The sequence below is a fragment of the Saliphagus sp. GCM10025334 genome (assembly GCF_042663485.1).
In the GTDB taxonomy this organism is placed as follows: domain Archaea; phylum Halobacteriota; class Halobacteria; order Halobacteriales; family Natrialbaceae; genus Natronosalvus.
In genome coordinates this window covers 240,072-265,723 of the sequence record NZ_JBHTAF010000001.1, presented here as the reverse complement: position 1 = coordinate 265,723, position 25,652 = coordinate 240,072, and the positions used below count along the sequence as shown (strand labels likewise).

Here is a 25,652-nt window from a genome sequence, read left to right as displayed (position 1 = left end):
CCTTTTTCTCGCTCAGCGGTCTTTACGGCTAGTAGCGGAATCGAGTAGGGTCTGAGAGATCGGACTTCGGCTAGGGTTATTTTGCCGTGTACGCACGAGTAGATTCACGCCGTCACGAGAGCATTGCTCTCGTGTGGGTCAGCAGAACGAGTTGTGTGGTGAGGCCGACGAAGCCGTCTCGAGCCGGTATTGATACTATTCTGCCAATATCTCCAGAATAAGGTATTGATATAATTACACAAGATTAATGAGGTCGAACCGGTTTCCTCGCGTCGTGGACTTTGATGATGCGACAGCGACCCAGAACGGAGTTCCTGAGTCGATCGATTGTGCAATACGTTCCTTCTGAAGCCGTATTCTTGGTTGTCGGCTACGGCACTCTCCCTGCTCTCATTAGAGCAGAGTTGAGCGGTCAACTCGGTCCGTCGACTACGCTCTACACGAAACTTACGTCGTCGAGTTTCGCGTTGTGTACTTTCCCAGTAAGTTGAGAGGATGTCGAGAGCGTATCTGGATTTATAGTGGGGGTATTATACACTACTAATGAACGAATCCATCAAACAAAACTCGAAACTGACAAATTTTAGCGAGAGCTCCCGACCGTGACGCAGATACTTACACGCTCGTGACTGTGATTCGCGGTTCGGTCGCTCGTCGCTCACCGAGAACCAGGAGCGAGGATGACTCGACCGAGTTCGTAACGGCCGTGGCTTTCCCGTCCAAAACGGCCACTCGATATCAATTATCGACTAGACGCAATGAGATCGCTAACAGCCCATTTCGTGAGACGAAGCAGGACCGAATCAGCCGAACGCGAAATCGAGAAATCCGTGGACCGATTCGGCGGCCAGTGCCGGTTCGCGATCGGGATACGTCATCCGCACGAGTTCTCGCTCGCGAGAGAGGCCGAACGTCTCGAGGGAGGTCGTGGTTGGACCCCGTTCCGGTGAATCGACGATCACCGTCTCGCCAGCGAGGTCGGCCGAAACGGCCCGGAGTAGGTGATCGACCACGGATGGCTCGGTCGCCACGAACGGTCCGATCTGCCAGTGTGTTCTTCCCGGTCGAACGATTGCGTAGCCCTCGACCCCGGACGACGTTCCCGAGTAGAACCCGCGAACCTCGGGCTCGGCGAACAGTTCCTCGAGTAGCGTGCTCCGGTCGACACCGACGTGACGGCGATCGAACTCGAGGACGGCGTCGGCGTCTGGAGGGGTGAGGCGTTCGATGGTCTCCCTTCCGTACACCGGTTCCTGGTCGTTCGCTACGTCTTCGGGCCGGGAAAGGGTCCCCTGCCAGCGGAACACGGGCTCGACGCGCTCGAACCCGTAGTTTCGGTAGATCGGTTCTCCGAGGTGTGTCGCGTCGAGGCCGACGAGATCGCCCCCGTTCTCGCGTGCGTACTCGAGTCCGTGTTCGAAGATTCGACTGCCGAACCCCTGGCCCCTGTGGGCTTCGTCGACGAGCACCATCCCGATCCAGCTGACGTCTGCTCCGTCGCCGTCAGCACCGTACGTAATCACGGTAGTCGTCGCGACGAGTTCGCCGTCGACGGTGCCGGCGAAACAGCCCGCTGGACAGCAGGTGAGCAGCCGCTCCCAGTCGGCGGGTAGCTGGTTCCAGCCGACCTGCGTCGAGAGGGCCAGCGCGTCGTCGAGGTCGTCGGCCGTGAGTGGTCGTATCTCGAGCATTCGATGGGAATGGATGTTCCAGAGCGAACATAGCTCTGGCGGTCGGCGGAGAGTTTGTGCTCTGCCAGGGTGGGGAGACAGTGCTCTTGTGGCCGGAGTGGGATGCTATGCCGCACGATTCCACGCTCTCGATAGTAATATCCAGACGATAATGGGTACGCTCCTGTCGCGTCCGACCGTCTCCCGAACGACGTTTCGTCTGTTTCGACCTGGTACGGCCCCGTTTCGACGGATCAGCACGGGACCCCGTCCGAGACGTACGGAGGCCGTTTCGAGTGGCCCTGATGCCGGCGTGTTCCTTCGCCGACGGCGTTCACGGAGACGGAAACGCGTTCACAGCGAGGTAATGTTGATCTCGATGATGTTGACTGCCCGCCGAATCATCTCCGGTATTTCCGTTTCGAGGCGTTCCTCGTCCATCCGGCGCACCGGACCGATGATGCTGATCGCACCGTAGATCGTCCCGTCCTGGTCGCGGATCGGCGCGCCGACGCCGACGAGCCCCTGGATCGTCTCGCCGTGGTTGTACGCGATTCCACTTTCACGAATCGTCTCGAGTTCCGTGCGTAACGCCTCCTCGTCGGTGATCGTGTTCGGGGTGAAGGCGTCGAACTCCATGTCCTGGATGAGCCGGTCGCGCTCGTTCGCTGGCATGAACGCGAGCATCGCCTTCCCGACAGCGGTGTGGTAGAGGGCGTTTCGATACCCGACGTAGATCTCGGTCTGGACGGCATTTGCGCCCTTGGCCGTGTACAGACAGATTCCTTCGCCGTCTTCTTCGACGGTGAATAACGCCATCTCTCCGGACTCTTCGGCGAGTGTGTCGACCTCCGTCGTCGCGATGTCGTAGATGTCGATGCGGTTCTTCGCGTAGTGGGCGAGGTCGATGAACCGCAATCCCAGTTTGTACTCGCCGCTCTCGTTGACGACGTACCCACTTTCTTCGAGGGTCGCCAGGTGGCAGTGGGCAGTCCCCTTCGAGACGCCGATCTCCCTGGCGACCTCCGTGACGCGAGCCCCACCGGTGTCCCGGAGCATATCCACGATTTCGAGGGAACGCTGGACCGCCTGAACCGGATTCTTTGCTTCGGCCATACCTGGCTAATGGGCGTATGTGGAAGATAAATGTTTGGCTGTGTTAAACATACTCGGACGACATCTACCGGAGAGCAACTGCTGTCAGTATGCATTCCCTGAACCCGATGCTACTTAATGACATGGGGCGACCACCGATCCATTTGAAGTCCGTACCGGGCTTGGATCGAAGAGACGTCTTTCGACGTTCCAAACGAGAATACCGGGTAGAACATTCGCTCGAATAGACACTACCAGGTCGTTGCCCGCCAATTTGGTCGCAGAACGCCCGCGATCACTACCGGGGGCTATCGTAGCCGCGCGGGAGCCGTTTGACGACCCAGAATCGTGCAACGAACGCCAGACGAGTACAATCTGGCGCCCAGTGACGTGACTGACGCCACCATCCCTCTCGAGATGGATGGCGTTTCGGCGTACGACGGACTGTCCGCGACCGGCTCGCGGAGGTAGAGATGATCGCAAGTTCGCCCTCTTCTCGATCGAAGAGGAGACGGAGTGGGTAGGATCGGCTACTGGCCGGTCAGATTCCCAGTCACGAACTTGTCTTCGTCACTCGCGCTCCCGTGGAACGACACGTCGCCACAGACGTTGTTCTGGATCCACAGACCCTCGATCTCCGTCTCCAGTTCGTCTGCAAAGTCGATGTCTGTGTCGGCACCGCCGACGGTGTTACAGGCCGTCACCCACAGGTTGGAGACGGTGCCGTCGGCACCGTGGTGGCCGATGGGAGGCGCGTCTGCCTTCGCGTCGACGTCGACGACGCGGACGTCGGAGACGTCGCCGCTCGTGGCGACGGACCGGCCGCTCCCGTGCAGCGTACCGGTCACCGATACGTTCCGTGAGTGTTCGATCGTCACGTCGCTGGCGGCAGTGTCGTTGTCCAGGACGTTCACCTCGAGGGTCACGTTCTCGGCGTCTCCGACGTAGACCACGTCGTCCGTGAAACTCCCCGAAATGTCCCCGGAAACGGAGACGTTCTCCGCTCCGGCGAGGTTGAGGGCAACGTCGTCGTTCCCGCCGCGACCGACGATGGAGACGGATTCGAACCTCGAGTTTCGAAGATTGCCGTTTACTACGTTCGCGCCAGTGCCCGCGAACGTCTCGAGTTCGCATCCCTCGAGCGTGAGGTTCGATGCCTGGCCGTAGGGGGTATTGACGGCGGCGGGGCGACCGACGACGGTCGTTCCGAACGCCTTCACGTGACTCTGGTTGGGCGACAGCGAGAGTCCGTATCCGGCGTGGTACTTGTCGTGGAGTATCTCCTCGGCGCCTTCGATCCGGCCGCCGTAGACCTCGTAGGCGCCGTAGACCTGCTGCGTGGCGTTCGAGTGAAAGCAGATGCCGTGGAGGTACGCGTTCCTGATCCGCGGGTCGAAGATTCTGACCACGTTCGACCCGGCGTTGATGTCGATCCCGCGCCGGCAGGTGTCGATCGACGGGCGCACGACCGTCGGGTCCGTACTGCCGCGAAATTGGAAGGGTTCCCAGTGAGAGGACGCTCGACCCTCGGGGAGGACCGGGTTCGTCGCCTCGCAGTCGACCATCACCGTTCGGAGCGAGTGGATGTCGACGAACGGGAACCCGACGTAGTTCTCGGCAGTGCAGTTGATGAACTTGCAGTCGCGTGCGTAGGCGCACATCAGGAAGCCCTCGGTCTCGTCCTCGCCGTCGCCATCGGTCAGGTGCATGTCGACGAACCGGCCGCCGACGACCGAGTCCAGCAGGAACACGCCGGCGTTACCAGCGTCGTGATCGTAGTTCAGGCCGCGGTCGAGATAAAGCGTCGAACCGTCGATTTCGCGGATGACGGCCCTCGTTGGGCAGGTGCCACGCCCGGCGGTGCCGCCCCAGGAAAGCGTCGGCGAGTTATTGTACTTCGACTCCGAGATCGTGACGTCGTCGCCGACGCTGAACGGCGAGACGTCCTCGACCTCGATCCGCTGATCGCCTTCGCTGACGTCAGTCGCATTGACCGTATCGCCGCCGAAGTCGCTGACGGCAGTCCAGTTACCGAACGAGATGAAGTGCGCGTACGCCCCGTACCCGACGCCGGTGACCCGCAGTTTCGATCCCGTGCCGAGAACCGTCACGTAATCCTCGAAGATCTCGTGTTCGCCGTCGAACCAGTACTCCCCGTCGGTCATCACCAGGGTGTCGCCGTCGCTCAGATCGTCGATCGCCGCATCGAGTGCGTCGTCCGACGGTTCCTCACCCGTAGGATCTGCACCGTAGTCGTCGATGTCGATCACGTCGACCAGTGTACTCGGCGGTTCCGGAACGTCGGCGTTCAACACCCCCTCGTCGACGCTGAGGTTCTGCCCGGCAAAATCCGAAATTCGTTCCGCCGTCGCCGCCATCTCGAGTCCACCCAGAGCGAGCAAATCGTGGCCGTCGGCGTGTACGTCGCCCTCCCATCGGGTCCACGGCTGTCGGCTTCGCTCCTGAGCACCGACCTGGCCACTTACCAACCCGAGGCCGGCTACCCCCAGTGCGCTCATCGCTGCTCGTCGGCTCAATGTACTACCGACCGTACCGTCACGGTCAGATACGTCTGTCTCTCCCCGCTCGCTAGCATCAGTCATGATAGCCAATGACAACCACTGCATTGTAGTAATTAAATTTAACTTAGATTGACTGACAACGGTTTCTGAACGTTCGATTCAATCCATGCTCAGGAAAACGGTCGTATGTCGATGGAAGGCGTCAAAATCGTCTTTCGTGGCTCCTACGACAGCCGTGTAACCTCGATGACTCAGTTGCATGCAGGTCGTCTCGACCGAACGTTCCGGACTGCACGCCTCGGTTCTCGAGCATACCGCCGACTGTCTCGCCGCCCCCAATCACGCATACTTATGTCTCTCCTGGCACTGCTCCTGGTATGGAAATCGAAGTCCTCCGTGCCGACCAGTACGTGCGCAACAACGACACCCGAATGCCGTTTCACTTCGGCAACGTCGTCGCGACAGAGGGCGCTCACCACTTCCTCGACCTCGAGATTGCCGTCGACGGCGAGCGGGCGACGGGCGTCTCGATGGTCGGAATCGCCCCGATGTGGTTTCTCAAGGACCCCGACCTCTCGCTGGTCGAACAGAACGAACGTCTGCTCGAGGTGTTCACCGCTGCCTGCGACCACGTCCAGGATCTCGAGGCCGCACCGACCGTCTTCGACCTCTGGCACGACCTCTACGAGCACCAGCGTCAGTGGGCCGCCGACACCGAGCACCCGCCGCTGCTCTGGGGTTACGGCGTGAGCATGGTCGAACAGGCACTCATCGACGCGTTCTGTCGCCATCAGGACATCACCTTCGCGGACGGAATCCGCAACGGCGCCTTCGGGGTCGACCCGGGGCGAATCTACCCCGAACTCGAGGGCGAATCGCTCACGGCGTACTTGCCCGAGAAGCCGACTCGAGAAGCGGCCGTTCGACACACCGTCGGACTGGCGGATCCGCTCCGACGGGACGAAATCGACACAACGAACAGGCTCGAGGATGGACTCCCACAGGCGCTCGAGGAGTACGTCGAGCGCGACGGAATCACCCACTTCAAGATCAAACTCTCGGCGGACGAAGCGCGCGACGCAGACCGACTCGCCCAAATCGGTGCGGTTCTCGAGGAGGGGGCACACAACACGTATCTCTGCACGCTCGACGCGAACGAGCAGTACGAGAGCGTCCGCGTCTTCAAAGAGCAATGGGAGCGCCACGCCGACGATCCGGCCCTCGCTGCCGTCGTCGATCACGTAGCCTACGTCGAACAGCCGCTCCCTCGCGAGCAGGCACTTACCGACGAGACACGCGAAGTCCTCTCAGGGTGGAGTGACAGCCCGCCGATCATCATCGACGAGTCCGACGACCGGTTGGACAGTGCCGGTCGCGCCCTCGAGTGTGGCTACGCCGGGACGAGCCACAAAAACTGCAAGGGCGTCTTCAAGGGCGTCGTCAACGCCTGTCTCATCGAGAAACGCCGCCGAGAGACGGATGGCGACTACGTCATGAGCGGGGAGGACCTCACCACGATCGGTCCGGTCGAGTTGCTCCACGACCTGGCGGTGATGGGGACGCTCGGACTGGATCACATCGAACGCAACGGCCACCACTACTATCGCGGCCTGAGCTTCCTCCCCGAGGACCTCCAGGAGACGCTCCTCGAGGCCCACGGCGACCTCTACGAGCGTCACGAGGATGGATTCGCCGCGCTCGACGTCGCGGACGGTCACATGCAGTTCGGAAGCGTAATCGACGCGCCGTTCGGCCGGCGTTTCGAACTCGATCCATCGCGGTTCACGCCGCTCGAGGCGTGGGAAATCGAGTCGATGTACGAGTAGGTGCGGGCTCTCGAGGCGGATCGAACTGGGAATCGAACATCGCCGCGGCCACGAGAAGGAATCCCCTCCCTGTCGGCGGCCCCTCTCAGAATTCGCCGTCTCGGACGTGAAACTTCGTGGGTTTGCCGAGGGTAGGACCGTCCTGTTCGACCCACGAGGCGACGAGTTCGACGACGTCGTCGATCGCCATTCTCGGTTCTTCGAATAGCTCGTGACTCCGACTCGCGTCGTTGAGTAACGCCGTCTCCTTCTCCTCGCCTTCGAACGTCACGTCGCAGCCGAACTCGTCGGCGAACTGTTCGGCGAGGTCGCGCACCGAGAGGACGTTCGGCCCGGTGACGTTCAGGATCTCCGCGGGGGAATCGGCCAGCTCCAGGGAGCGGAAACACGCCGAGTTGGCGTCGCCCTGCCAGATGACGTTCACGTGGCCCATCTCGAGCGGAACCGGGTCTTCCGCATAGACTCGCTTCGCGAGGTCGAGCAAGACGCCGTAGCGGAGTTCGACGGCGTAATTGAGCCGGAGCAGACACGTGGGCGTCCCGTTCTCCTTCGAGAAGTGCTGGAAGACGCGTTCGCGCCCCAGACACGACTGGGCGTACTCGCCCACCGGCCCCGTCTCGTCCGTCTCTACGGATCCACCGGAGTCGACTGGCACTGGCGGGTAGACGTTGCCAGTCGAGAGCGCGGTGATCCGCGAGTCCTCGAATCGGCTCGCGACGCGTCCTGGAAGGTAGGCGTTGATCGCCCAGGTTTTGGGCTCCTGGCCGGTCGTGCCGAACTTCATGCCGACCAGGTAGATGACGTTCTCGCAGTCCGGAAGCGACTCGAGCGCGCCCTCCTCGAGGAGGTCTGCCCGGATCGTTTCAGCACCCCACGACTGGATTTTCTCCTCGAGGGAGCGGTCGGAGTACCGCGAGACGGCGTATACGGTCGTGTCGGCGTTTGCTTCCTCGTTCGCACGCAGGATCCGCCTGATGAGCGTCGGCCCCATCTTCCCGCCCGCACCGAGAACCATGACGTCGCCCTCGAGTTGTCGGGCGAATTCGACGTCCTCGGGGTAGGGCTCGGAGAGGAGGTCATCTAGCTGTGCTTCGGTCGAGACTGCAGCGGGGCGTGTATTTCCTTCGCTCATAGCTGGGTATCGCAGGTTACCTTCGAATGGAAACGGCAATTCGATATAAAGGTACCGACGGCCTATCTGATCGGTGTGCGGCGGCGAATTCGATCGGGCCCGCCGCCAATCAGTCGTCGGCCTGGGAAACCGTTTCCAGCAGCTCTTCGTAGTTCTCCGCGACCTTGCGGTAGGCGTCCGCGTGTTGCTCTATTACCGCCGGTCGGTTCTGTTTGAACCACGGCACGGCGAAACAGCGCTCCTGAATTCCCTCGGCGACGGGGAGGTCGCCTTCTTCTTCGCGGACGTCGCGGTGGGCGTGTGCGAGGCGAGTCGGTTTCCCGTGTCCGTAGACGTCGGCCTCGTTGAGGAGGGGATGCGTGTGAAGCGCGAAGTTACACCCACCGCGGCAAACGGATCCCTCGGCCGCGACCGCGTCGGCGAAGTCGGTGACCGGCAACCCGCCCAGTTCCTCGGGGTCGTACAGTCCCTTCGGTGCGTACCAACCGCCGGCGTTACTCCCCTCGTCGTCGGGTCGGTGGGCGCGGATGCCTGGGACGTCCTCCAGCAAGTCCCAGAAGTAGTTCATCGCGTCCTGAATATCCGCCATGCGTTCGTCGTAGTGTTTCAGCTGGACGCGTCCGACGGCGGCGCTGATCTGATGCATGCGGTGTTTGTGACCACCGAACGGAAGGCCGGAGAATCGAACCAGGTCCTCTCGCTCGAGGGTTTCAGAGTGTCGCGAGTAGTGGCTGAACGCGACCGCCCGTTCGTAGATTTCTCGTTCATCGGTGACGAGCATTCCGGCCTCGCCCACGGCGAAGGACTTCCGACTCATCAGCGACATGGCGCCGACGTCGCCGATACTCCCCAATCTGCGGCCCCTGTACTCTCCGCCGTGGGCGTGAGAGACGTCCTCGATGACCGCGACATCGTGTTCGCGGGCGATCTCCATGATCGGATCCATGTCGGCTGGATGCCCGTAGTTGTGGACCACGATGATGGCTTTCGTGTGCTCGCTGATGCGCTCTTCGACGCTTTCGGGGTCGATACACAGGGTGTCGGGCTCGATATCCGCGAACACTGGTGTCGCGCCCAGCGCCATACACGGCAATATGGCCGCCCAGTAGGTGACGCTGGGGCCGATGACTTCGTCGCCGACGCCGACACCGACGCCGTACATCGCCCCCAGGAGCGACGCCGTCCCGGAACTGTAGCCGAGGCCGTACTCCTGTCCCTGCCAGTCCGCGAACTCCGCTTCGAACTGTTTCGTGATCCCGGTACCGGACATCGCTCCTCGGCGGAGGACGTCGAGGGCAGCCGCTTCGTCTTCGTCCGTGATGATCGGCCACGAGAATACGTCGTCGTCATCGACGGTGACCGCTTCGGGGCCGCCGTTTATCGCGAGGGCCCGACTCATCGGTCTGCCGTCCTCCGCTCGGTTGGGTACGTCATGTGGGTACACGTGACTAGTGATTTTGATCACAATATAGATGACGGTCGCTGCACTCTACACCAGCGGCCGCATTTCAGGCTGCTAGCGGCCACGCTTTTTGTCCCAACGAACGTCACCACTCGAGCGGCAATTTTGTGAGCCAGAGTCGAATTCCGGTTCGGACGGGCTTCGAGCGAACGGACGGCTCTCAGTTACCAGTGTCTCTCAGTTACCGGCGTTTTCGATATCGACCCACTCGCCCGTCTCCGCGGACTCGTAGGCGGCGTCGAGAACGCGGAGGACGACCATCGCGTCCTCGAGCGTGACCGGCGGGGCGCGCTCCCCGTCGCAGGCTGCGAAGAATTCCTCGACGAAGTCCTTGCCCCACGACCCGCCGTAGCCCGGCGCCGGGTCGTACTCGTGGGTAATTGTCCGGTGAGGCGTGCTGGCCCACTCGCCGCTCACGTCGTCGAGTTCGAGCGTCGTCTCCTCGTCGAACCCGAACTTCCGACCCATCGGGTCCCAGCTGCTCCGACCGTGAGTCCCGTAGAGGTCGATCTTCGTGTCGTAGAGGTCCTCGCCGAGGTAGTAGCCACAGTGAAGCGTCCCGAGCACGCCGTCGGCCGTCTCGAGTTGCAACGTCGCCGCGTCCTCGACATCGACCGCCGCGGTTCCGTCGACCATGCACGCGTTGACGCGGGCGATCGGCTCCTCCAGGAGCAAGGTGAGTAACTGAAGCCAGTGGATGCCGAGCCACTGGAGGATGCCGCCGCGACTGGCGTCCTCGTCGAAGATGAAGTGGTCGGTGTCCCGGAACGACAGCTGCGAGGCGACGTATCGAACGTCGAACGCTCGCATGTCGCCGAAGAATCCCTCGTCGACGAGGGCCACGAGTTCGGTCGTGATCGGGTGTGATTGCCAGGGATAGGAGACACAGACGGTCTCGTCGGCTGCTTCGACGCGGGAGAGGAGCGGCTCGAGTTCGTCGGCGGTTCGGGCGGCCGGCTTTTCCGTGAAGACGTCGACGCCCGCGTCGAGAGCCTGTTCGACCGCTCCGGGGGTGTCCCTATTCGGGAGCGTCAGGAAGACCGCGTCCGGCGATTCCGAACTCAGTAGCTGCTCGAGGTCGTCGTACACGGGGACGTCGTCGAGGGGGGCGACGGTGGACGCGTCGAAGTCCGGATCTGGTTCACAGGCGCACGTAACGCTCGCGGGAAGCGTCTCGAGCGTCTCGAGGTACGGTTCCGCGTGATGGTGGTCGAGACCGACGTAGCCGATCGTTCGATCGGTCACTGGCGTCCCTCCGGTACGGCCGGGTTCTCGGGCGTCTCGAGCGTCCCGAACGTCACCGTCCTCGAGACGAGCGCAGAGGGCGCTGTGACTGGATCAGCCTGCTCGTCACGGTCCGTACCATCGAAGCCGTGTTCGGGCGCGCAGTATTCGTTCAGGATGACGTCGAACGTCACGGCGAATCTGCTCCTGATTGAGATTGACGACTGGGCTGCATTGTTCTCCGCCTTCCGCTATGAACCTCAGTATAATGTAATTTGTGGGTGCGTACATTCCACATCGACATCGGCATTGACTGAAGGGGTAGTCGGACATCGTCGCTGGCTCCCGTCTCGATTCGACGATGTAACGGCGCGGTAGCTGATAGGTTACCTCTAGAGCCGACGACACGATAACCGGCGTATTCCTATGGAGGTGACAACACCAGGCGTATCTCCTGTCGAGCCCGCGACCTCAACGGAGACTCGCCAGTTTCTCCCCGAGGACGCTACGTGCCGAACTGAGCTCGCCGCCGACGAGGAGCACCTGATAGCCGCGGTCGACCGCCGCTTGCGCGGACGAGACCGTCGTCGCGACCCCGCCGACCGGCATCCCCGCGTCTGTCGCAGTCTCGACCACGTAATCGATCCGCTCGTCGAGCTCCGACGGCGGATCGAGCCACGATCCGCCGAGGGAGACCGAGAGGTCCGCGGGACCGACGAAGACGAAGTCGAGTTCCGGAACGGCGAGGATCGACTCGAGGTTCTCGATCGCCGTCTCGTTTTCGATCATTACGCCGATGGCCACCGAGTCGTCCTCGAGTTCGACCTGGTTCGGCGCGGAGTTCCCCCAGGTGCTGTTTCGACTGTTGCCGACGCCGCGGTCGCCGACGCCACCGTCGTACCGATACCGGGTCGCCTCGACTGCTGTCCGTACCGCTTCCGCGGTCTCGACGCGCGGGATCAGGATCGACCTGACGCCGGCGTCGAGGACCTTCCGGATCAACGGCGGCTCGCCGGTCGGCAGTCTGACGAGCAGTTCGATCCCCGCGAGCTCAGCCGCACGGGTGAGGTTCTCGAGAACGGTGCTATCGTACGGGCTCGGACCCGCGTGCTCGAAGTCGAGCCACACGAAGTCGAGGCCGACGTCGCCGTAGACTTCGACGACCGACGGCGAGAACGTCGCAGTTTCCGCGCCGAGAACGACGCCCCCTGATTCGATTTCCTGGCGTATGCTGTTCGTATGATCCATCCACCCGTTACGAGACGAACCACCGTAGTAAGTGTTTCTTCGGCCGTCGCCGCCCCCGACGAACGCAAGCGCTTATCGTACCGGGATTCGTGGCTCGAGGTATCGATGACAGCTGATCTCTGTAGTCGTTCGGCGACCGACCTAGCGGATTCAATTCGACGAGGCGACCTGTCGCCAATCGACGTCGTCGAGGCCCACCTCGAGCGAATCGACGAGCGAAACGATACGATCAACGCGTTCCTCACCGTCTGTGACGACCGTGCCCGGGAGCAGGCGCGAGCCGCCCAGCGATCGATCGACGATGGAGATCCGCTCGGTCCGCTCCACGGGGTTCCGGTCGCGATCAAGGACCTCTACGACGTCGCCGGCGTTCGGACGACGTACGGGTCGCGCGTGTTCGAAGACAACGTTCCGAGCGAAGATTCGATCGTCGCCGAACGGTTGCAGGCTGCCGGTGCGATCGTAATCGGCAAGACCAACACGCCGGAATTCGGGCGCAGCGGAACGACGGACAACCGGCTTCGCGGTCCGACGCCCACGCCGTTCGACCTCGATCGAACCGCCGGCGGCTCCTCGGGCGGGAGTGCCGCGGCGGTCGCCGACGGACTGGTTCCGCTGGCCCACGGAACCGACGCGGGCGGTTCGGTTCGCATTCCAGCCTCGTTCTGTGGCGTCTTCGGGATGAAACCGTCCTACGGCCGCGTTCCGATCGCGAGTCGACCGGACGCGTTCTCCCATCACTCGCCCACGTGTTGTGCCGGACCGATCACTCGGACCGCCGAGGACGCTGCGCTGATGCTGTCCGTGCTGGCCGGGCCGCATCCGCGGGATCCGTTCAGCCTCCCCGATGACGGGACGGCGTACGTCGACGCGGTAACCGACCCGGTGACTGAGGCGATCGGCGACCTCCGGATCGGGTACAGTCCCGACCTCGGCGTCTTTCCGGTCGCGAACGAGGTGCGCGCCGCCGTCGACGACGCCGTCGACGCGCTCGAAGCGGCCACCGACGCCATGATCGAACGGGTCGACGTCGATTACGGGCGCTCCCACGAGGAGATTCTGGAGACGATGTACACCGGGTGGTCGGCTGTTGGCCACGCCCTGCACAATATCCACGTAAAGCGCGAACACGGAATCGATCTCTACGAGGACCATCGAGACGAACTGTCCCAGTACAGTATCGACACGATCGAACGCGGACGGGAGTATCCGGCGATCGACTACAAACTCGTCGACGTTGCCCGGACGAACGTCCTCGATGGGCTCCAGGACGTCTTTGCGGAGTACGACCTGTTGCTCTCGCCGACGGTCGGCGTCCCGGCCTTCGACAAGACGACCGACGGCCCCAGCTCGATCGACGGCGAACCGATCCCCTCGGGCGGGTGGCACCTGACGCTGCCCTACAACTTCACCGGTCACCCCGCGGCGTCGGTTCCGGCCGGCCTCACCGACGGGGGGCTCCCGGTCGGCCTCCAGATTGCAGGCCGACGCTTCGGCGACGATACCGTCCTCGCGGCGGGTGCCGCGTTCGAACGGATCGACGATCGACGGGTACGGGTTCCATTGCCAACGATTTGATCGGGCACGGTAGTTGATGGGGCGTGAGTCACCATCGAGTGCGAGAGTATGGACGCGACCGTCGGACGGAAACTGAGACGAAGCGAACCTGCGCGCCGCGACCAATCGTCCCCCGTTCCAGTACCTTTATCGCTCTCTCGAGCCTCGACTGAGGCGATGCGAAAGACGAGGTTCATCGACGCTGCCGGACGAGTCGCGACCGGCAACTGGACCGAGGAGGGGATCGAAACTGCGACCCGGAGCTACGACCCCACCGAGGTCGAAATACTCCCGCCGACGGAACCGACGAAGGTGATCGGTGTCGGGCCGAACTACGAATCGAACGTCCTCGAGAAGGACGAATAACCGCCCAGGACGCCGGGAGACCTGCTGTTGTTCGTCAAACCGCCGAACACGCTAGTCGGTCACGGTGGCGTCTCGACGTTCGACGGCGAGGGAGAGTACTGTTTCGAACTGGAACTTGGGGTTGTCATCAGCGAGCAGTGTCGAAACGTCTCTCGCGACGAGGCGATGAACGTCGTCGCCGGCTTCACGTGTCTCAACGAGATTACGGACCTCTCGCCGCCGGAAAGCCGCTACGATCCGGCGAACCTCGTTCGCGCGAAGGCAATCGACGACGCCACACCGATCGGTCCCGTTCTCGCGAAGCCGGAGGACGTGCCGGACGATGCAACCATGGAACTGCGTGTCGATGGTGAGGTGAAACAACGGACGAACCGATCGAACTGCGTGTTCTCGGAGGCGGCAGTGATCGAGGAGATTACGTCGTATCTCACGCTCGAACCAGGCGACGTAATCGCGACGGGGAGCGCCACCGGTGTCGCACCACTTTCCGACGGCGACCGTGTCGAGATCGAAATCGAGGGGATCGGGACGCTTGAACACGCGGTTCGAATCGATCGCGGGTGACTCGAAGCGCAGCAGTCGAGTCACGTTTCGAATTACAAAACGTGTTTCTTGGTACCGTGGCCCTCGGCGTTGCTCGAGGATCCGGTAATTGACCGTCTACACGCGTATTCGGCCGAATTGGGCGTTTGAAAACACCAAACCCCCTGTGACTTGTTGGCGTGGTACGTCCGCGTTCTACAGTGGGGCAATCGGCCCCTGCCACCATTATGTTACAGACATAGGTATGTAATTCCAGAGGAGGGGTCTCGAGTGGTCTGTCTTCACTCAGACGTGGCGATAGACTCGCAGTCTGCGACAATGAGCGGTTCACGTAGGTAGACGACACGCCCTCGAACCGATGGCCACACTCGTTTCGAATAGCAAAACAATTCCGGCTGTCCTGCCCAGTGAGCATCGATCGGTCGCAACAGTTATGCCCGAATCCGGAGAGGAACGGGGTATGAGTCTCACCCGAGAGGAACTTCGTGGTGGATTCCGTGGCCTCGGCCTCGAGGCCGGCGACAGCGTGATCGTTCACAGTTCCCTGAGCAGTCTGGGCTGGGTCGACGGTGGCGCACGAACGGTCGTCGACGCACTCTGTGATACCGTAGGCGACGGGACCGTGCTGATGCCGACGTTCACCAGGTACGATCGGGCGTACGATCCGGAGACGTCCCTCTCGACCGTCGGAGCGATCACCGAGGCGTGCAGGAATCGACCGGAAGCGGTCCGGAGCGCGCATCCGACGAAGTCCGTCGCCGCAATCGGGCCGGACGCCGAGTCGGCGGTCGCCGACCACGAACTCCGAAATTCGATCGGCCCTGGCAGTCCGATCCACCGGCTAATCGATGATAGAGACGGACAGATACTCCTCCTCGGCGTCGACCACACGACGAACTCGGCGCTCCACGTTGCCGAGCGACTGGCCAACCTGCCCTACCGCGACCAGCTCGCCGAGACGACGATACGAGGGGAGGACGGATCGGCCGAAACCGTCGAGGTGAACCAGGTACATTGCTCCCGCGGATTCGACGTCGTCGGGAGTATCGCGACTCGCCTCGGCCTCGAGCGGGAGGGACGCGTGGGCGACGCAACCGCGCGCCTCGTCGACGGGCCGAGGCTCCTCTCGCTGGTGGTAGAGGTACTCGAGGAGCAGCCAGGGCTCCTCCTCTGTGACGTTCCCGACTGTGAACGGTGTGCGTACGCGCGCCGCCGCATCGCTGACTGGCAGTGACTGGGACGTCACCAGTCCACCCTGGAAGCTGGGGTCACGTTCGCCGGATAGCTGTGTGAACACACACCAAGGTTCTGTTTTGTCATTCGAAACGCCGTTCACGAGGGCGCCGTCGCAGGTTCGGGTTTTCGACCGTCGACCGCCTCGAGCGAAGACGAGGCGTAGACCACAGTTCCGCGTACCTCTTTCGACAGTCTCGAAACGGGTTGGCTGCCGAGTTCGATCGATCCAGTGTCTCGCTCCCCGGTTCGCCCCTGCTTCGACTCGTCCCACGAAACGCTTATTAGTGCTCTGGCGTGTCAGTGCTCAGTATGAGAGTTTGTATCGCGGGGGCGGGATTCATGGCTCGAACCCACGCAGCGGAGTACTTCCATATGGACGTCGAGGTCGTCGGCGTCGCCTCGCCGAGCGGGCCTGACGAGTTCGTCGCGGAGTTCGGCTTCGAGGCCGAGACCTACGCCGACGTCGCGACGATGCTCGAGGAGACGAACCCAGATTACGTCGACATCTGTACCCCGACACACACCCACCTGGAACTGGTTCGGACGGCCGCCGCCGCCGGCGTCGACGTCTTCCTCGAGAAACCGATCGCCAGCACGCTCTCGGAGGCACACGAGATCGACGAGATCGTCGCCGACGCCGAGTTGACGTTCATGGTCGGCCACGTCGCCCGCTTCTTCCCGAACTACCGAAACGCTCGCGACCTCGAGATCGGAAACGAGGGCGTCGCTCGCGCTCGGCGACTCTCGCCGTTCCCGGACTGGGGCTCTGATAACTGGTTCGCCGACCGCGAGAAGAGCGGCGGCATCTTCGTCGACCTGGCGATCCACGACCTCGACTACCTCCGGTGGTGCTGGGGCGACGTCGAGCGGGTGTTCGCCCGCCGCCACTGCGACGACGAATCCGAACACGGTTTCGTCACCCTTCGCTTCGAGAGCGGCGCGGTCGGCTACGTCGAGTCCTCGTGGGCACAACCCGACTCGCGGCCGTTTACCGTCGAACTCGAATTCGCCGGCGACGACGGCCTGGTCGAGTTCTCGAGCGCCGAGGAGTCGGCCTACGCCGAGTGGACCGACGGCGATGCGACCGTCGAGAGTCCGCTCGCGAGGAACGGCTATCGTCGGGAACTCGAGCACTTCGTCTCCTGTCTCGACGACGGTTCGGAACCCGAGGTCGGCGCTTCGGAGGGGATCGAAGCGCTTCGCCTCGCACTCGCCGCTGAGCGCTCGGCCGACCGCGGTGTCCCCGTCGCGCCCGAGGAGGTGGCGAAATGAGCGACCCCATCGCGATGGGAATCCTGTCGACCGCCCACGTCCACACGGACGCCTACGCCAGTGAACTCGCCGACCGCGAGAACGTCGACTTCGTCGGCGTCACGGACAGGGATTCAGACCGCGGCCAGGAGACGGCCGAACGCCACGGCACCGAGTACGTCGCCGAGGCCGACGCACTCCTCGAGCGAATCGACGCCGCGGTGATCTGTGCGCCAAACGCCGACCACCGCGAGTGGTTCGAACGGGCGGCCGCCGCCGGCGTCCACGTCCTCTGTGAGAAGCCGCTCGCGCCGACCCTCGACGACGCACGGGCGATCGTCGACGTCTGGCAAGAGTCGGGAATCCGCGCCGGTATCACCATGCCGCTTCGGTTTTGCGGCCCGGCCCAGCGGGCGAAAGAGACCCTCGACGCTGGCGATGTCGGCGATCTCCTCGCCATCTCCGGAACGAACCGCGGGCAGATGCCCGGGGGCTGGTTCGTCGATCCCGAGGCCGCTGGCGGCGGTGCCGTGATGGACCACTCGGTTCACATCGTCGACCTCGTCTATCACCTCACGGGCCAGGCGGTCGCGGAGGTGTACGCCGAGGTCGACACGCGATTTCACGACATCCCGGTCGACGACGTTAACGTCCTCTCGATGGAACTGGCGGACGGAACGCCGTTTTTCCTCGACGGGTCGTGGAGCAAGCCGGACGCCTGGCACACGTGGGGCGACGCGACCCTCGAATTGACCGGCACCGACGCCACGGTCGGCATCGACTACACGGATCAGTCGCTCGTCCACACCGTCGAGTCCGGTTCGAACGCGGGCGTTCACACGGCGTTCTACGGCACGAACGCGAACGCGGGCCTCATCGATGACTTCGTGAGCAGTGTTCGGGCAGATCGAGAGCCGGAGATCACCCCGGACGACGGCCTGCTGGCTGTCGCCGTCGTCGAAGCGGCTTACGAGTCAGCCGAGACGGGCGAGCCGGTCGAGGTCGCGTTCGACTGACCCACGAATCCGTCGGGATCCAGGCGATCCCCGATCTCGTGCCGGTGATTCTGCCTCTCCCTGGTCACGCGCTCGGCGGACCGTTCCACTCCTCCCCGTTATCTCGAGGTGCGTAGTCTAGTACCTCGCGGGCGTGGTCGATGTCGAACCAGCGCCGATCGTTGTCGCTGACGCCGTAGAAGACGTCGAATTCGACGCCGTCGTCCTGGAGCATTCGATCGATCATGTGCCCACAGTCCCGGCGGGAGAACCACGTCGCTTTGAGGCGGGCGACCTGTCGATCGTACGCCTCGCTGTCGCGTTCCCAGCGCCCGTCGTCGACGCCACGCTCCGCGGCGGCGTAGGGGTGGTCCTCCCCAGCCGGCCTGACGCTGGCTATTCGGAGCGCGTAGCACTGCTTCGGGTACGCTTTCGTCTCGACGAAAAAACGCGCGTCGTGCTCGCCGAAGAGCTTCGAAACGCCGTAAGTCGAGTCCGGGCGAACGGGAGACCGGTGATCGACGGTCAGGTCGAATTCGGGTTCGTAGAGGTCTGGCGAGAACTCCCGCTCGTACAGTCCGACGACGTGGTTCGTCGAGCCGAAAATCACCGATTCGACTTCGGCCTCTGCCGCCGCCCGGAGGACGTTTCTCGTCCCGCGGACGTTGACTCGGAGGATGTCCTCCCAGGACTCGTCGACGAATCCCGGTGCGTAGACGGCCATGTGGACGACGGCGTCGATGCCCTCGAAGGCGGGCCGAATCTGCTCGTAGTCGGCGACGTCCGCGACGACGGTCTCCCGATTCGGATGCGACTCGATGTCGAGTTCCGTGAACGAGTACTCGTCGCGACCGCCGAGCGCCTCGACGATCGCGGTTCCGACAATTCCGTTCGCCCCGGTGATCAGCACGTCCATGTACGCCAATGTACGAGCGTCGATATAACGGTGAGGCTTCGGACTCGCGTTCCCCGTTCTGGTTCACCGCTCCTCGATCGAGCACTCACAGAAAATCGCCATCCGGGTGTTTTCCAAACGATACTCGAGTCACCGCACGTTCGAAGCTGAAGCGTCCGCGGACGGTTCGATCACTCGGTGAGACGCACTGCCCGACCGCTCTCGCTCGACCGATAGATAGCGTCGATCACGCGCTGGACGACGAGCGCTTCCTCGACCGTCTCTGCAGGCGGCTCGCGGGTGCCGGCGACGGCCTCGAGGAACGCCCGATCCTCCGCGAGGTGCATGTCGTTGGCCTCGACGGAGAGGGTATCGACGTCGGCGTCGGCGTCGGCGTCTGCGCTCACGAACGCGAGGTCGGACTCGCTCACCTCGAATGACGCGCCTCCTTCGCTCCCTCGCACGACACACGACCGCGAGGGGACGGCCGTGCCGTGCCAGGCCGTCTCGACGGAGATCGTCTGCCCGTCGGCGCATCGGAGCAACGCGGTCGCGGAGTCGTCGACCTCGTATTCGCCGAACTCAGAGCGCGCCGTGCCGCTCACTTCGACCACGGTCGGGTAGTCGAGCAGGTGCAGGGCGAGGTCGATAATGTGAACGCCCAGGTCCATCAGCACGCCGCCGCCGGCCAGTCCCTCGTCGGTGAACCAGCCCCGACCACCGCCGGGAACGCCGCCCCGCCGGAGGTAATCGACGCTCACGTGCGAGAGCGAGCCGAACGATCCCTCGTCTCGGAGTTCTATCGCTCGCTCCGTGAGGCTCGAGAACCGCATCGTGAACCCGACCGTACAGAACCCGTCGGCCGCTCTGGCGGCCGCTGCGATCCGTTCGGCGCTCTCGACGGAGTGTGCCAGAGGCTTCTCGAGGAGGACGTCAACGCCCGCCTCGAGGGCATCGACGGCGATTTCCTCGTGGATGCGGTTAGGAACGCCGACGATCACCGCGTCGACGCCGGACTCGAGCAGTTCGTGGTGATCGCGGTAGGCCGGGGCGTCGAATTCGTCCTCGAACGACGCTCGCGCGCCCTCGTCCAGGTCGGCGCCGACGAGTTCGGCGCCGAGGTCGTCGATTCGCGTCGCGTGAATTCGTCCGATGGTTCCTAGTCCGACGATGCCGATGCGGACTGGAATGTCTTCAGTCATCGCCGAATCCATCACGCGGCCGGTATAAAAATGTGCCCGCTCGGTCCGCGTCAGTTTCGGTACTCGACCGCCACCGGCTCGCCGCGCTCGTCTGACTCGTAGGCTGCGAGCACGACGGCGGTTTCGCGAAGTCCGTCCTCGGCGGTGACCAGGGGCGGGCGGTCGTTCTCCACCGCGTCGACGAAGTCCTGAAGCAACCCGTCGTCCGGGATCGAACCCCAGTAGACGCCGTCGATGCCTTCGCCCTCGCGGGTGCGCTTGAGCGTCTGGTCGAAGATGTCGATCGAGAGTTCGCCGTCGGTACCGATCAGGTTCAGCGTCGCGTCGCCCCAGTAGTCCCAGTCGTCGGGCCGGTCCCAGGATCCGTCGAGGGTGAAGATGCTCCCGTCCGAGAGCGCCATCGAGAGCACGTTGACGTCCTCGACTTCGACGCCGTCGTGCATCGTCGAAAACTCTGCATTGACCTCGACGACCTCCTCGCCAGTGATCCAGCGCACGAGGTCGACGATGTGGACGGTGTGGTCCATCGCCGCGCCGCCGCCAGCGTGTTCGGGACTGGCCGACCACCCCGTCAGGTGGCGGTCGCGCAGCCACGCCCGATTCGTGCCGACCGCGACCCGGAGGTCACCGATTTCGCCTGCCTCGTAGGCTTCCTTCGCCCGCTTCGCGGGAACGCTGAACGGCAACGGCATACAGACGCCCAACTGGACCCCCGCTTCCTCGCAGGCGTCTACGACCGCGCGCGCGTCTTCAAGGCTCGTCGCGAGCGGCTTCTCACAGAGGACGTGGACACCGGCGGCGGCCGCCCGTTCGACCCACTGGCGCCGTGTCACGTTCGTCGAGCAGACGATGACCGCTTCCACCGACGAGAGCAACGCCGCAGGCTCGAGGAACTCGACGTCGAATCGATCCGCCGCCTCGCGACCGCGTTCGACGTCGTCGTCGGTCACCCCGACGAACTCGACGTCCGCCCGGGCGTTCAGTCGAGACCCGAATCCGTTCGTGTGGACGTGGGCGGTCGACAGGATACCCATACGGAGCGTCATGCCGTCACCTCGTCGGGTGCGACGCGCCGTCCAGTGTTCGCGGACTCGATCGCCGCGAGCGCGATCCGGAGCGCTTCCAGCCCGTCGCGGCCCGTGATTGGCGGCTCCGAATCCGAGCGCACACAGTCGACGAACGCCTCCAGTTCGAGCCGATAGGGATCCTTCTCGAGCGGTTCGTCGATGGGATCCCGCTGGGGTTCACCGGCGTCGGTCGTGCTGTAGACGTCGATCGGCGACACTTCCTCGCTGTCGTACTCGAGCAGGCCCTCGTCGCCGGAGAGCTCGAATCGGGTGACGAACGGGAGGTCGGGCCGATTGGGCCAGCGTGCGTCGACGTGGCCGACTGCGCCGCTTTCGAAGCGGAGCGTGGCGAGTGCGTACTCGTGGTCGTCCCACTGCTTGCGTCGAGCGAAGACGCGTTCGACCGGGCCGAGCGTCCACCGGAGGAAGTCGAAGTCGTGGATCGCCAGATCCAGGAGTACCCCGCCGCTTTTCTCGTCGTCCACGAACCAGGCATTCTTCTCCGCGAACGGCGACTGGCGGAACAGACGGGCGTTTCCGGGAGTGCCGATGTCGCCTTCCTGGATCCGCTCTCGAGCTTTCGCGTACTCGGGGAAGAACCGGAGCGTGTGGCCCGGCATGAACGTCACGTCCGCCTCTGCGGCCGCGTCTACCATCGCCGTCGCGTCGACCATCGTTCGCTCGATGGGCTTCTCACAGAGGACGTCCAGGCCGCGGTCGACCGCGGGGACGACCAGTTCCCGGTGGGTGTGCGTCGGCGTGCAGACGTCGACTGCGTCGAGGGATTCCGCGTCGTACATCTCGACGGCGTCGTCGTAGGGCGTCGCACCGTCGGTGTACTCAGCGACGAACTCGTTCGGGCCGCTCGGCGACGCGACGGCCACGACGTCGACTCCATCCAGCTCGGCGTACCGCAGCGCATGGACGGTCGCCATGAAGCCGCGGCCCAGAATTCCGATCCGTACCATCACTCGAGGCGTACAGGGAGGGGCACGATAAGTATTGTGTCAATCGCTGACGCGGGCCGCGGTCTCGCACCGTCGGCTCTGTGTCCGCCTCTGTACATCGATTCGAGGCGAGAACGCTCGAATCGATCGGAACTCGAGTGCGTTCACAGTGCGCAACGCATCCGATCGTTTCTAATTAGCCTATTTATTTCTTTTTCTATAAGAAACACCCGCCGGAGGAAATTCAGTTATAACCCTCATAGGTGTTGGCAACAGTGCGAATGGCTACCAATAGACAAGATAGCGACTCGTCGGAGTCGATCGACCCGACAGGCGAAACGGCGGATCGAGTACCAGCGGGGGAGCGAGACGACGGAACAGTCACTCGACGGGCGGCGATGGCGCTGGCGGGCGTCACCGGTGCGGGTCTGCTAGGCGGCGCTGTCGGGCAGGTCGGTGCTACCAACAACCCGCGACCTCGTCGATGGGAACAGGACGTCGATGCACAGGGACACACTCTGAGCGACCTCGGCGCCCTCGAGATGGCCGGGTCCGAACCCATCACCGACTTCGCAGGCGAGAACCTCTCCATCGAGAGCGGCGTGTTGCGGGCGACGAGCGACAGGGATCTGATCAACAACGTCCGTTACGTCGACGTCGCGGAGGGGGCCACTGCGGTCCAGGAGGCTGTCGACGCGGCCGACGCCGAGGGCCACAACAAGGTCGTCGTCTACGGTGACGAGGGCGAGTGGAATCGAACGGTCTACCTCCCCAGCGAGTTCACCCTCGAGATCCTCGACGGCGTCACCATCACGTCCACGATGGACGAAAGCGACACGGAGGTGTTCCACGGGGGTGCGGCACTCATCACGAACGACGACCACGAGAACGGAAACCACGACATCACGGTTCGCGGCGGTCACATCGACTTCGACGGCGTCGATAGTTCCCAGGACGGCATCCGCTGGGGTCCGGTCTGGCTCCACACCGTCGACAACGCGCTGTTCGACTCGATCACCGTGGAGAACGTCGACTGGCGCTACGGCATCGTCTTCACCGACTGTACGCGCTCGAAGATCGTCGATTGCCTCGCTCGAAACACCGGTTACGACGGCATCACCCTCCGGGGCACCTGCGAGCACGTCGACGTCGTCCGCTGTTCGACGTACGACAACGTGAACGGGCCGGGCATCCAGGCGGCCCCGAGCATCGGCGAGGGTGGAACCGGCGGTCACCACCTCACCTTCACCGACTGTCGAATGGACGAACACCTGGCGATCCACGGCGTGCGCGGGGGCATCACGGACGTCGCCATACAGGGCTGTTCGGTCCGTCGAATCGGTATCATCCAGGAGGTCGACGGGTTCCGAATCTCCGACTGTGACGTCGACACGATCGCGTTCTCGGCGTTCACCGGGGAGATCCGAAACGGCCGCGTCGACTCCTGTACGATGGCGCCCCGATACGCCGACCACGACGCCCAGATTCCGGCGGCGGTCGTCCTCTGGACGTGGGCGAACGATCTCATCGAAAACGTTAGTTTCAGCAACTGTACCGCGCGAGACCTCGACAAATTCGTCGAGTGCCGGATTCTCGACGAGACGTCCGTCGTCCGCCACATCGACTTCAGCAACTGCGCGTTCGACGTGGGAGACGGCGACGAACCGAGGGCGTTCATCGAACACACTCGCGACGACGACTGGGTGGTCGACTCCGTGGGTGAACTCTCGAACGTCCGTATCCACGACTGTAAGATCTGGAACACGGACTCGATCATCCAGGGAGAGGTCGACGGCGTTCGGATACGGCTGACGGAGTTCCACGGCGTGGACGAGGACGCCCTCGACGATGGTGATCTCACGAACCTTGAAACACACCAGAACGACTGGTGGTGACGAGCGAGTCCGGCGAGAACGCGGTCGTACCGTGACTGCTCGAGGAGTCGGCCTTTGGGACGTTCGATAATCGAGCTCGGTTGGATCGGCGAGGACCAGTCCGTTCCACTCGACGTCCCTGCCGTTCCGCACTGCCCGTTACCGCTCGTCCGGCGGCCCGACGCGTCGAGCGAGCGCCGTCGCCGTCGAGAGCACGCGATCCTCGACGCTGTGGTCGAACTTCGCGGGCAGTTCCGTCAGGTGAACGAACCGGTCAGCCTCGTAGCCGCCGGCGAAGAGGTCGTCGACCGTCGGAATGTACGTCATGTAGTTGTTCGAGTACCCGGCAACCCACAGCGGGCCGGGTAGCCGCTCTTTGAGCTTCAGCGAGTACCCGACCAGCACCTCGCCCGTCAGCGCCACCATCGTGAGGTCGCCGCCGAACCCGATGGCCTGGATCGGGTAGGGATGGGTGCGGGACAACTCCCCGTGCTCGTCGAGTTCCGCGAGGAGGTGCTCGGCGTGGCGGCGCTCGTAGCGCTCCTCGGACTCGAGCTGTGCCTCCAGTTCTTCCCTGGACGGCGGGTCTTCGAACTCGAGGTCGACCTCCTCTTTCACACACCGGAGCGGTCCGTGAACCTCCCGGCGCTTCGCGACGAGCGCGCTGCGGACGGCCGTCGCGAGGGACTTGCCGTAGTGTTTCGTCAACTCGAGGTCGCGCTGGGGGTAGGCCTTCTGGTCGCCGCCACATCCCTGGACGAAGACGGCGGTCGCGTCGGGGTACTCCTCCTCGAGGTGTTCCATGGCGTAGCCGGCCCAGTCGCCGGCCCACTCCCGGATGAACAGGCTCGTCGGATGGCATGCGTAGCCGAAGAGGATCCCCCGGAGCGTCTCGTCGTCTGGCGACTCGATCGCCAGCACCGGCACGTCGTGGTCGACCGGCCCGTCCGGATACGGCTGGAAGCCGATCCCTTGCTCGAGTGGAATGCGTCGGTTCATCGCGATGCCACAGCGGGCGTGACTGTACGTGACTGAGGCGGGGGAGAGGTTCGTGAGTGCTTCGCCGACGAGGTCGATTAGCGTCTCCTCCAGGTACGCGGCGTAGGCTCGCGCTTGCGCACGCTCTTCGTCGTTCAGCGAGAAGACCTCGGTCTTGCGCTCCCGGTAGACCGGGCCGCAGTGCGTGTGCGAAGCGTTCAACAGGAGGTTCGATGCCGGGAGGTCGTACTGGTCTTCACAGGCGTCAGTGACCGTCGCGTGCAGGGGCCGCGAGATTGCCAGGATCTCGACCCCGACAGCGACGAAGCGCGTCCCGTTCTCGTCCTCGAGGGCGATCGCCTTCGCGTGGAGGTCTTGGAGCGTTCCCTCGGAGGGCTCCTCGCGGGCACCGAAACCGGCCATCCGCATCGACTCCTCGGGTGTGATAACCTCGCTCGCGGTTCCTGCACGCCACTCGTGATCGCTGTCCATCGTGTTCATGGCACTACTCTGATCGACCGGGGGCAAAAACGGTCCGGTTGCGGTGGGTGTCGCCACGCGA

General features: G+C 63.6%; 20 protein-coding genes and 1 pseudogene. 8 read left to right on the top strand and 13 right to left on the bottom strand.

Features of this window, described 5'->3' with window-relative positions:
* Window positions 1-803: 803 nt before the first annotated feature.
* Window positions 804-1,691, bottom strand: a complete 888-nt coding sequence (locus ACFQO4_RS01145; protein WP_500259179.1) for a GNAT family N-acetyltransferase — start codon at window positions 1,689-1,691, stop codon at window positions 804-806.
* A 333-nt stretch (window positions 1,692-2,024) separates the two neighbouring features.
* A complete protein-coding gene (locus ACFQO4_RS01140; RefSeq protein ID WP_500259178.1) occupies window positions 2,025-2,786 on the bottom strand; it encodes an IclR family transcriptional regulator in 762 nt (253 codons plus the stop codon).
* A gap of 327 nt (window positions 2,787-3,113) precedes the next feature.
* On the opposite strand from ACFQO4_RS01140, the gene ACFQO4_RS01135 reads away from it, so the two are divergent.
* The gene (locus ACFQO4_RS01135) at window positions 3,114-3,236 is read left to right on the top strand and encodes a hypothetical protein (protein ID WP_500259177.1); all 123 of its coding nucleotides are present in this window, start codon (window positions 3,114-3,116) and stop codon (window positions 3,234-3,236) included.
* Between the two features lie 59 nt (window positions 3,237-3,295).
* Here ACFQO4_RS01135 and ACFQO4_RS01130 read toward each other — a convergent pair whose 3' ends face one another.
* The gene (locus ACFQO4_RS01130; RefSeq protein WP_500259176.1) at window positions 3,296-5,284 is read right to left on the bottom strand and encodes a hypothetical protein; all 1,989 of its coding nucleotides are present in this window, start codon (window positions 5,282-5,284) and stop codon (window positions 3,296-3,298) included.
* 380 nt (window positions 5,285-5,664) lie between these two features.
* On the opposite strand from ACFQO4_RS01130, the gene ACFQO4_RS01125 reads away from it, so the two are divergent.
* Entirely contained in the window at window positions 5,665-7,113 is a 1,449-nt protein-coding gene (locus ACFQO4_RS01125; RefSeq protein ID WP_500259175.1) for a hypothetical protein, read from the top strand.
* A gap of 85 nt (window positions 7,114-7,198) precedes the next feature.
* Here ACFQO4_RS01125 and ACFQO4_RS01120 read toward each other — a convergent pair whose 3' ends face one another.
* From ACFQO4_RS01120 to ACFQO4_RS01100, 5 genes are all read right to left on the bottom strand, one after another.
* The gene (locus ACFQO4_RS01120) at window positions 7,199-8,245 is read right to left on the bottom strand and encodes an NAD-dependent epimerase/dehydratase family protein (RefSeq protein ID WP_500259174.1); all 1,047 of its coding nucleotides are present in this window, start codon (window positions 8,243-8,245) and stop codon (window positions 7,199-7,201) included.
* Window positions 8,246-8,354: 109 nt separating this feature from the next.
* Complete coding sequence (locus ACFQO4_RS01115) at window positions 8,355-9,644, bottom strand: DegT/DnrJ/EryC1/StrS family aminotransferase (protein ID WP_500259173.1); 1,290 nt, start codon at window positions 9,642-9,644, stop codon at window positions 8,355-8,357.
* 240 nt (window positions 9,645-9,884) lie between these two features.
* Window positions 9,885-10,952 (bottom strand): Gfo/Idh/MocA family protein, encoded by a 1,068-nt coding sequence (locus tag ACFQO4_RS01110; protein WP_500259172.1) that lies wholly within the window; start codon window positions 10,950-10,952, stop codon window positions 9,885-9,887.
* Window positions 10,949-11,125, bottom strand: a complete 177-nt coding sequence (locus tag ACFQO4_RS01105; protein WP_500259171.1) for a hypothetical protein — start codon at window positions 11,123-11,125, stop codon at window positions 10,949-10,951. Before ACFQO4_RS01105 ends, ACFQO4_RS01110 begins: the two co-directional genes overlap by 4 nt.
* A gap of 277 nt (window positions 11,126-11,402) precedes the next feature.
* Window positions 11,403-12,179, bottom strand: coding sequence for an HpcH/HpaI aldolase family protein (locus tag ACFQO4_RS01100; RefSeq protein WP_500259170.1), 777 nt, complete (start codon window positions 12,177-12,179; stop codon window positions 11,403-11,405).
* 105 nt (window positions 12,180-12,284) lie between these two features.
* Between ACFQO4_RS01100 and ACFQO4_RS01095 the strand changes: the two genes are divergently transcribed.
* The 5 genes and pseudogenes from ACFQO4_RS01095 (at window position 12,285) to ACFQO4_RS01075 (ending at window position 18,148) form a co-directional block, all read left to right on the top strand.
* Window positions 12,285-13,757, top strand: a complete 1,473-nt coding sequence (locus ACFQO4_RS01095) for an amidase (protein ID WP_500259169.1) — start codon at window positions 12,285-12,287, stop codon at window positions 13,755-13,757.
* Window positions 13,758-13,913: 156 nt separating this feature from the next.
* Window positions 13,914-14,666: pseudogene (locus ACFQO4_RS01090) on the top strand (fumarylacetoacetate hydrolase family protein).
* A gap of 439 nt (window positions 14,667-15,105) precedes the next feature.
* Window positions 15,106-15,879 carry an AAC(3) family N-acetyltransferase gene (locus ACFQO4_RS01085; RefSeq protein WP_500259168.1) on the top strand — a complete coding sequence of 258 codons (774 nt, stop codon included), beginning with the start codon at window positions 15,106-15,108 and terminating at the stop codon, window positions 15,877-15,879.
* A gap of 311 nt (window positions 15,880-16,190) precedes the next feature.
* Window positions 16,191-17,153 carry a Gfo/Idh/MocA family protein gene (locus tag ACFQO4_RS01080; protein WP_500259167.1) on the top strand — a complete coding sequence of 321 codons (963 nt, stop codon included), beginning with the start codon at window positions 16,191-16,193 and terminating at the stop codon, window positions 17,151-17,153.
* Window positions 17,150-18,148: a Gfo/Idh/MocA family protein gene (locus tag ACFQO4_RS01075; protein WP_500259166.1), complete on the top strand. Its 999-nt coding sequence runs from the start codon at window positions 17,150-17,152 to the stop codon at window positions 18,146-18,148. The genes ACFQO4_RS01080 and ACFQO4_RS01075 overlap by 4 nt, the downstream gene beginning before the upstream one ends.
* Before the next feature lie 64 nt (window positions 18,149-18,212).
* Here ACFQO4_RS01075 and ACFQO4_RS01070 read toward each other — a convergent pair whose 3' ends face one another.
* The 4 genes from ACFQO4_RS01070 to ACFQO4_RS01055 all read right to left on the bottom strand — a co-directional run bounded on the left by ACFQO4_RS01070 (window position 18,213) and on the right by ACFQO4_RS01055 (window position 22,259).
* Window positions 18,213-19,043 carry an NAD-dependent epimerase/dehydratase family protein gene (locus ACFQO4_RS01070; protein WP_500259165.1) on the bottom strand — a complete coding sequence of 277 codons (831 nt, stop codon included), beginning with the start codon at window positions 19,041-19,043 and terminating at the stop codon, window positions 18,213-18,215.
* Window positions 19,044-19,213: 170 nt separating this feature from the next.
* On the bottom strand, window positions 19,214-20,224 hold the full coding sequence (locus ACFQO4_RS01065; protein ID WP_500259164.1) for a Gfo/Idh/MocA family protein: 1,011 nt from the start codon (window positions 20,222-20,224) through the stop codon (window positions 19,214-19,216).
* A gap of 50 nt (window positions 20,225-20,274) precedes the next feature.
* Window positions 20,275-21,270, bottom strand: coding sequence for a Gfo/Idh/MocA family protein (locus ACFQO4_RS01060; protein ID WP_500259163.1), 996 nt, complete (start codon window positions 21,268-21,270; stop codon window positions 20,275-20,277).
* The gene (locus tag ACFQO4_RS01055; RefSeq protein WP_500259162.1) at window positions 21,267-22,259 is read right to left on the bottom strand and encodes a Gfo/Idh/MocA family protein; all 993 of its coding nucleotides are present in this window, start codon (window positions 22,257-22,259) and stop codon (window positions 21,267-21,269) included. Before ACFQO4_RS01055 ends, ACFQO4_RS01060 begins: the two co-directional genes overlap by 4 nt.
* Window positions 22,260-22,519: 260 nt before the next feature.
* Between ACFQO4_RS01055 and ACFQO4_RS01050 the strand changes: the two genes are divergently transcribed.
* Complete coding sequence (locus ACFQO4_RS01050; RefSeq protein ID WP_500259161.1) at window positions 22,520-24,133, top strand: glycoside hydrolase family protein; 1,614 nt, start codon at window positions 22,520-22,522, stop codon at window positions 24,131-24,133.
* A gap of 138 nt (window positions 24,134-24,271) precedes the next feature.
* Here the strand turns inward: ACFQO4_RS01050 and ACFQO4_RS01045 are convergent, their stop codons facing one another.
* Complete coding sequence (locus tag ACFQO4_RS01045; protein WP_500259160.1) at window positions 24,272-25,591, bottom strand: neutral/alkaline non-lysosomal ceramidase N-terminal domain-containing protein; 1,320 nt, start codon at window positions 25,589-25,591, stop codon at window positions 24,272-24,274.
* Window positions 25,592-25,652: the final 61 nt, after the last annotated feature.

Bases quoted from the DNA above. Each gene is read 5' to 3' on its own strand.
- ACFQO4_RS01145 (WP_500259179.1), bottom strand. From the start codon at position 1,691: ATGCTCGAGATACGACCACTCACGGCCGACGACCTCGACGACGCGCTG.
- ACFQO4_RS01140 (WP_500259178.1), bottom strand. From the start codon at position 2,786: ATGGCCGAAGCAAAGAATCCGGTTCAGGCGGTCCAGCGTTCCCTCGAA.
- ACFQO4_RS01130 (WP_500259176.1), bottom strand. From the start codon at position 5,284: ATGAGCGCACTGGGGGTAGCCGGCCTCGGGTTGGTAAGTGGCCAGGTC.
- ACFQO4_RS01125 (WP_500259175.1), top strand. From the start codon at position 5,665: ATGGAAATCGAAGTCCTCCGTGCCGACCAGTACGTGCGCAACAACGAC.
- ACFQO4_RS01120 (WP_500259174.1), bottom strand. From the start codon at position 8,245: ATGAGCGAAGGAAATACACGCCCCGCTGCAGTCTCGACCGAAGCACAG.
- ACFQO4_RS01115 (WP_500259173.1), bottom strand. From the start codon at position 9,644: ATGAGTCGGGCCCTCGCGATAAACGGCGGCCCCGAAGCGGTCACCGTC.
- ACFQO4_RS01100 (WP_500259170.1), bottom strand. From the start codon at position 12,179: ATGGATCATACGAACAGCATACGCCAGGAAATCGAATCAGGGGGCGTC.
- ACFQO4_RS01095 (WP_500259169.1), top strand. From the start codon at position 12,285: ATGACAGCTGATCTCTGTAGTCGTTCGGCGACCGACCTAGCGGATTCA.
- ACFQO4_RS01085 (WP_500259168.1), top strand. From the start codon at position 15,106: ATGAGTCTCACCCGAGAGGAACTTCGTGGTGGATTCCGTGGCCTCGGC.
- ACFQO4_RS01080 (WP_500259167.1), top strand. From the start codon at position 16,191: ATGAGAGTTTGTATCGCGGGGGCGGGATTCATGGCTCGAACCCACGCA.
- ACFQO4_RS01075 (WP_500259166.1), top strand. From the start codon at position 17,150: ATGAGCGACCCCATCGCGATGGGAATCCTGTCGACCGCCCACGTCCAC.
- ACFQO4_RS01070 (WP_500259165.1), bottom strand. From the start codon at position 19,043: ATGGACGTGCTGATCACCGGGGCGAACGGAATTGTCGGAACCGCGATC.
- ACFQO4_RS01065 (WP_500259164.1), bottom strand. From the start codon at position 20,224: ATGACTGAAGACATTCCAGTCCGCATCGGCATCGTCGGACTAGGAACC.
- ACFQO4_RS01060 (WP_500259163.1), bottom strand. From the start codon at position 21,270: ATGACGCTCCGTATGGGTATCCTGTCGACCGCCCACGTCCACACGAAC.
- ACFQO4_RS01055 (WP_500259162.1), bottom strand. From the start codon at position 22,259: ATGGTACGGATCGGAATTCTGGGCCGCGGCTTCATGGCGACCGTCCAT.
- ACFQO4_RS01050 (WP_500259161.1), top strand. From the start codon at position 22,520: ATGGCTACCAATAGACAAGATAGCGACTCGTCGGAGTCGATCGACCCG.
- ACFQO4_RS01045 (WP_500259160.1), bottom strand. From the start codon at position 25,591: ATGAACACGATGGACAGCGATCACGAGTGGCGTGCAGGAACCGCGAGC.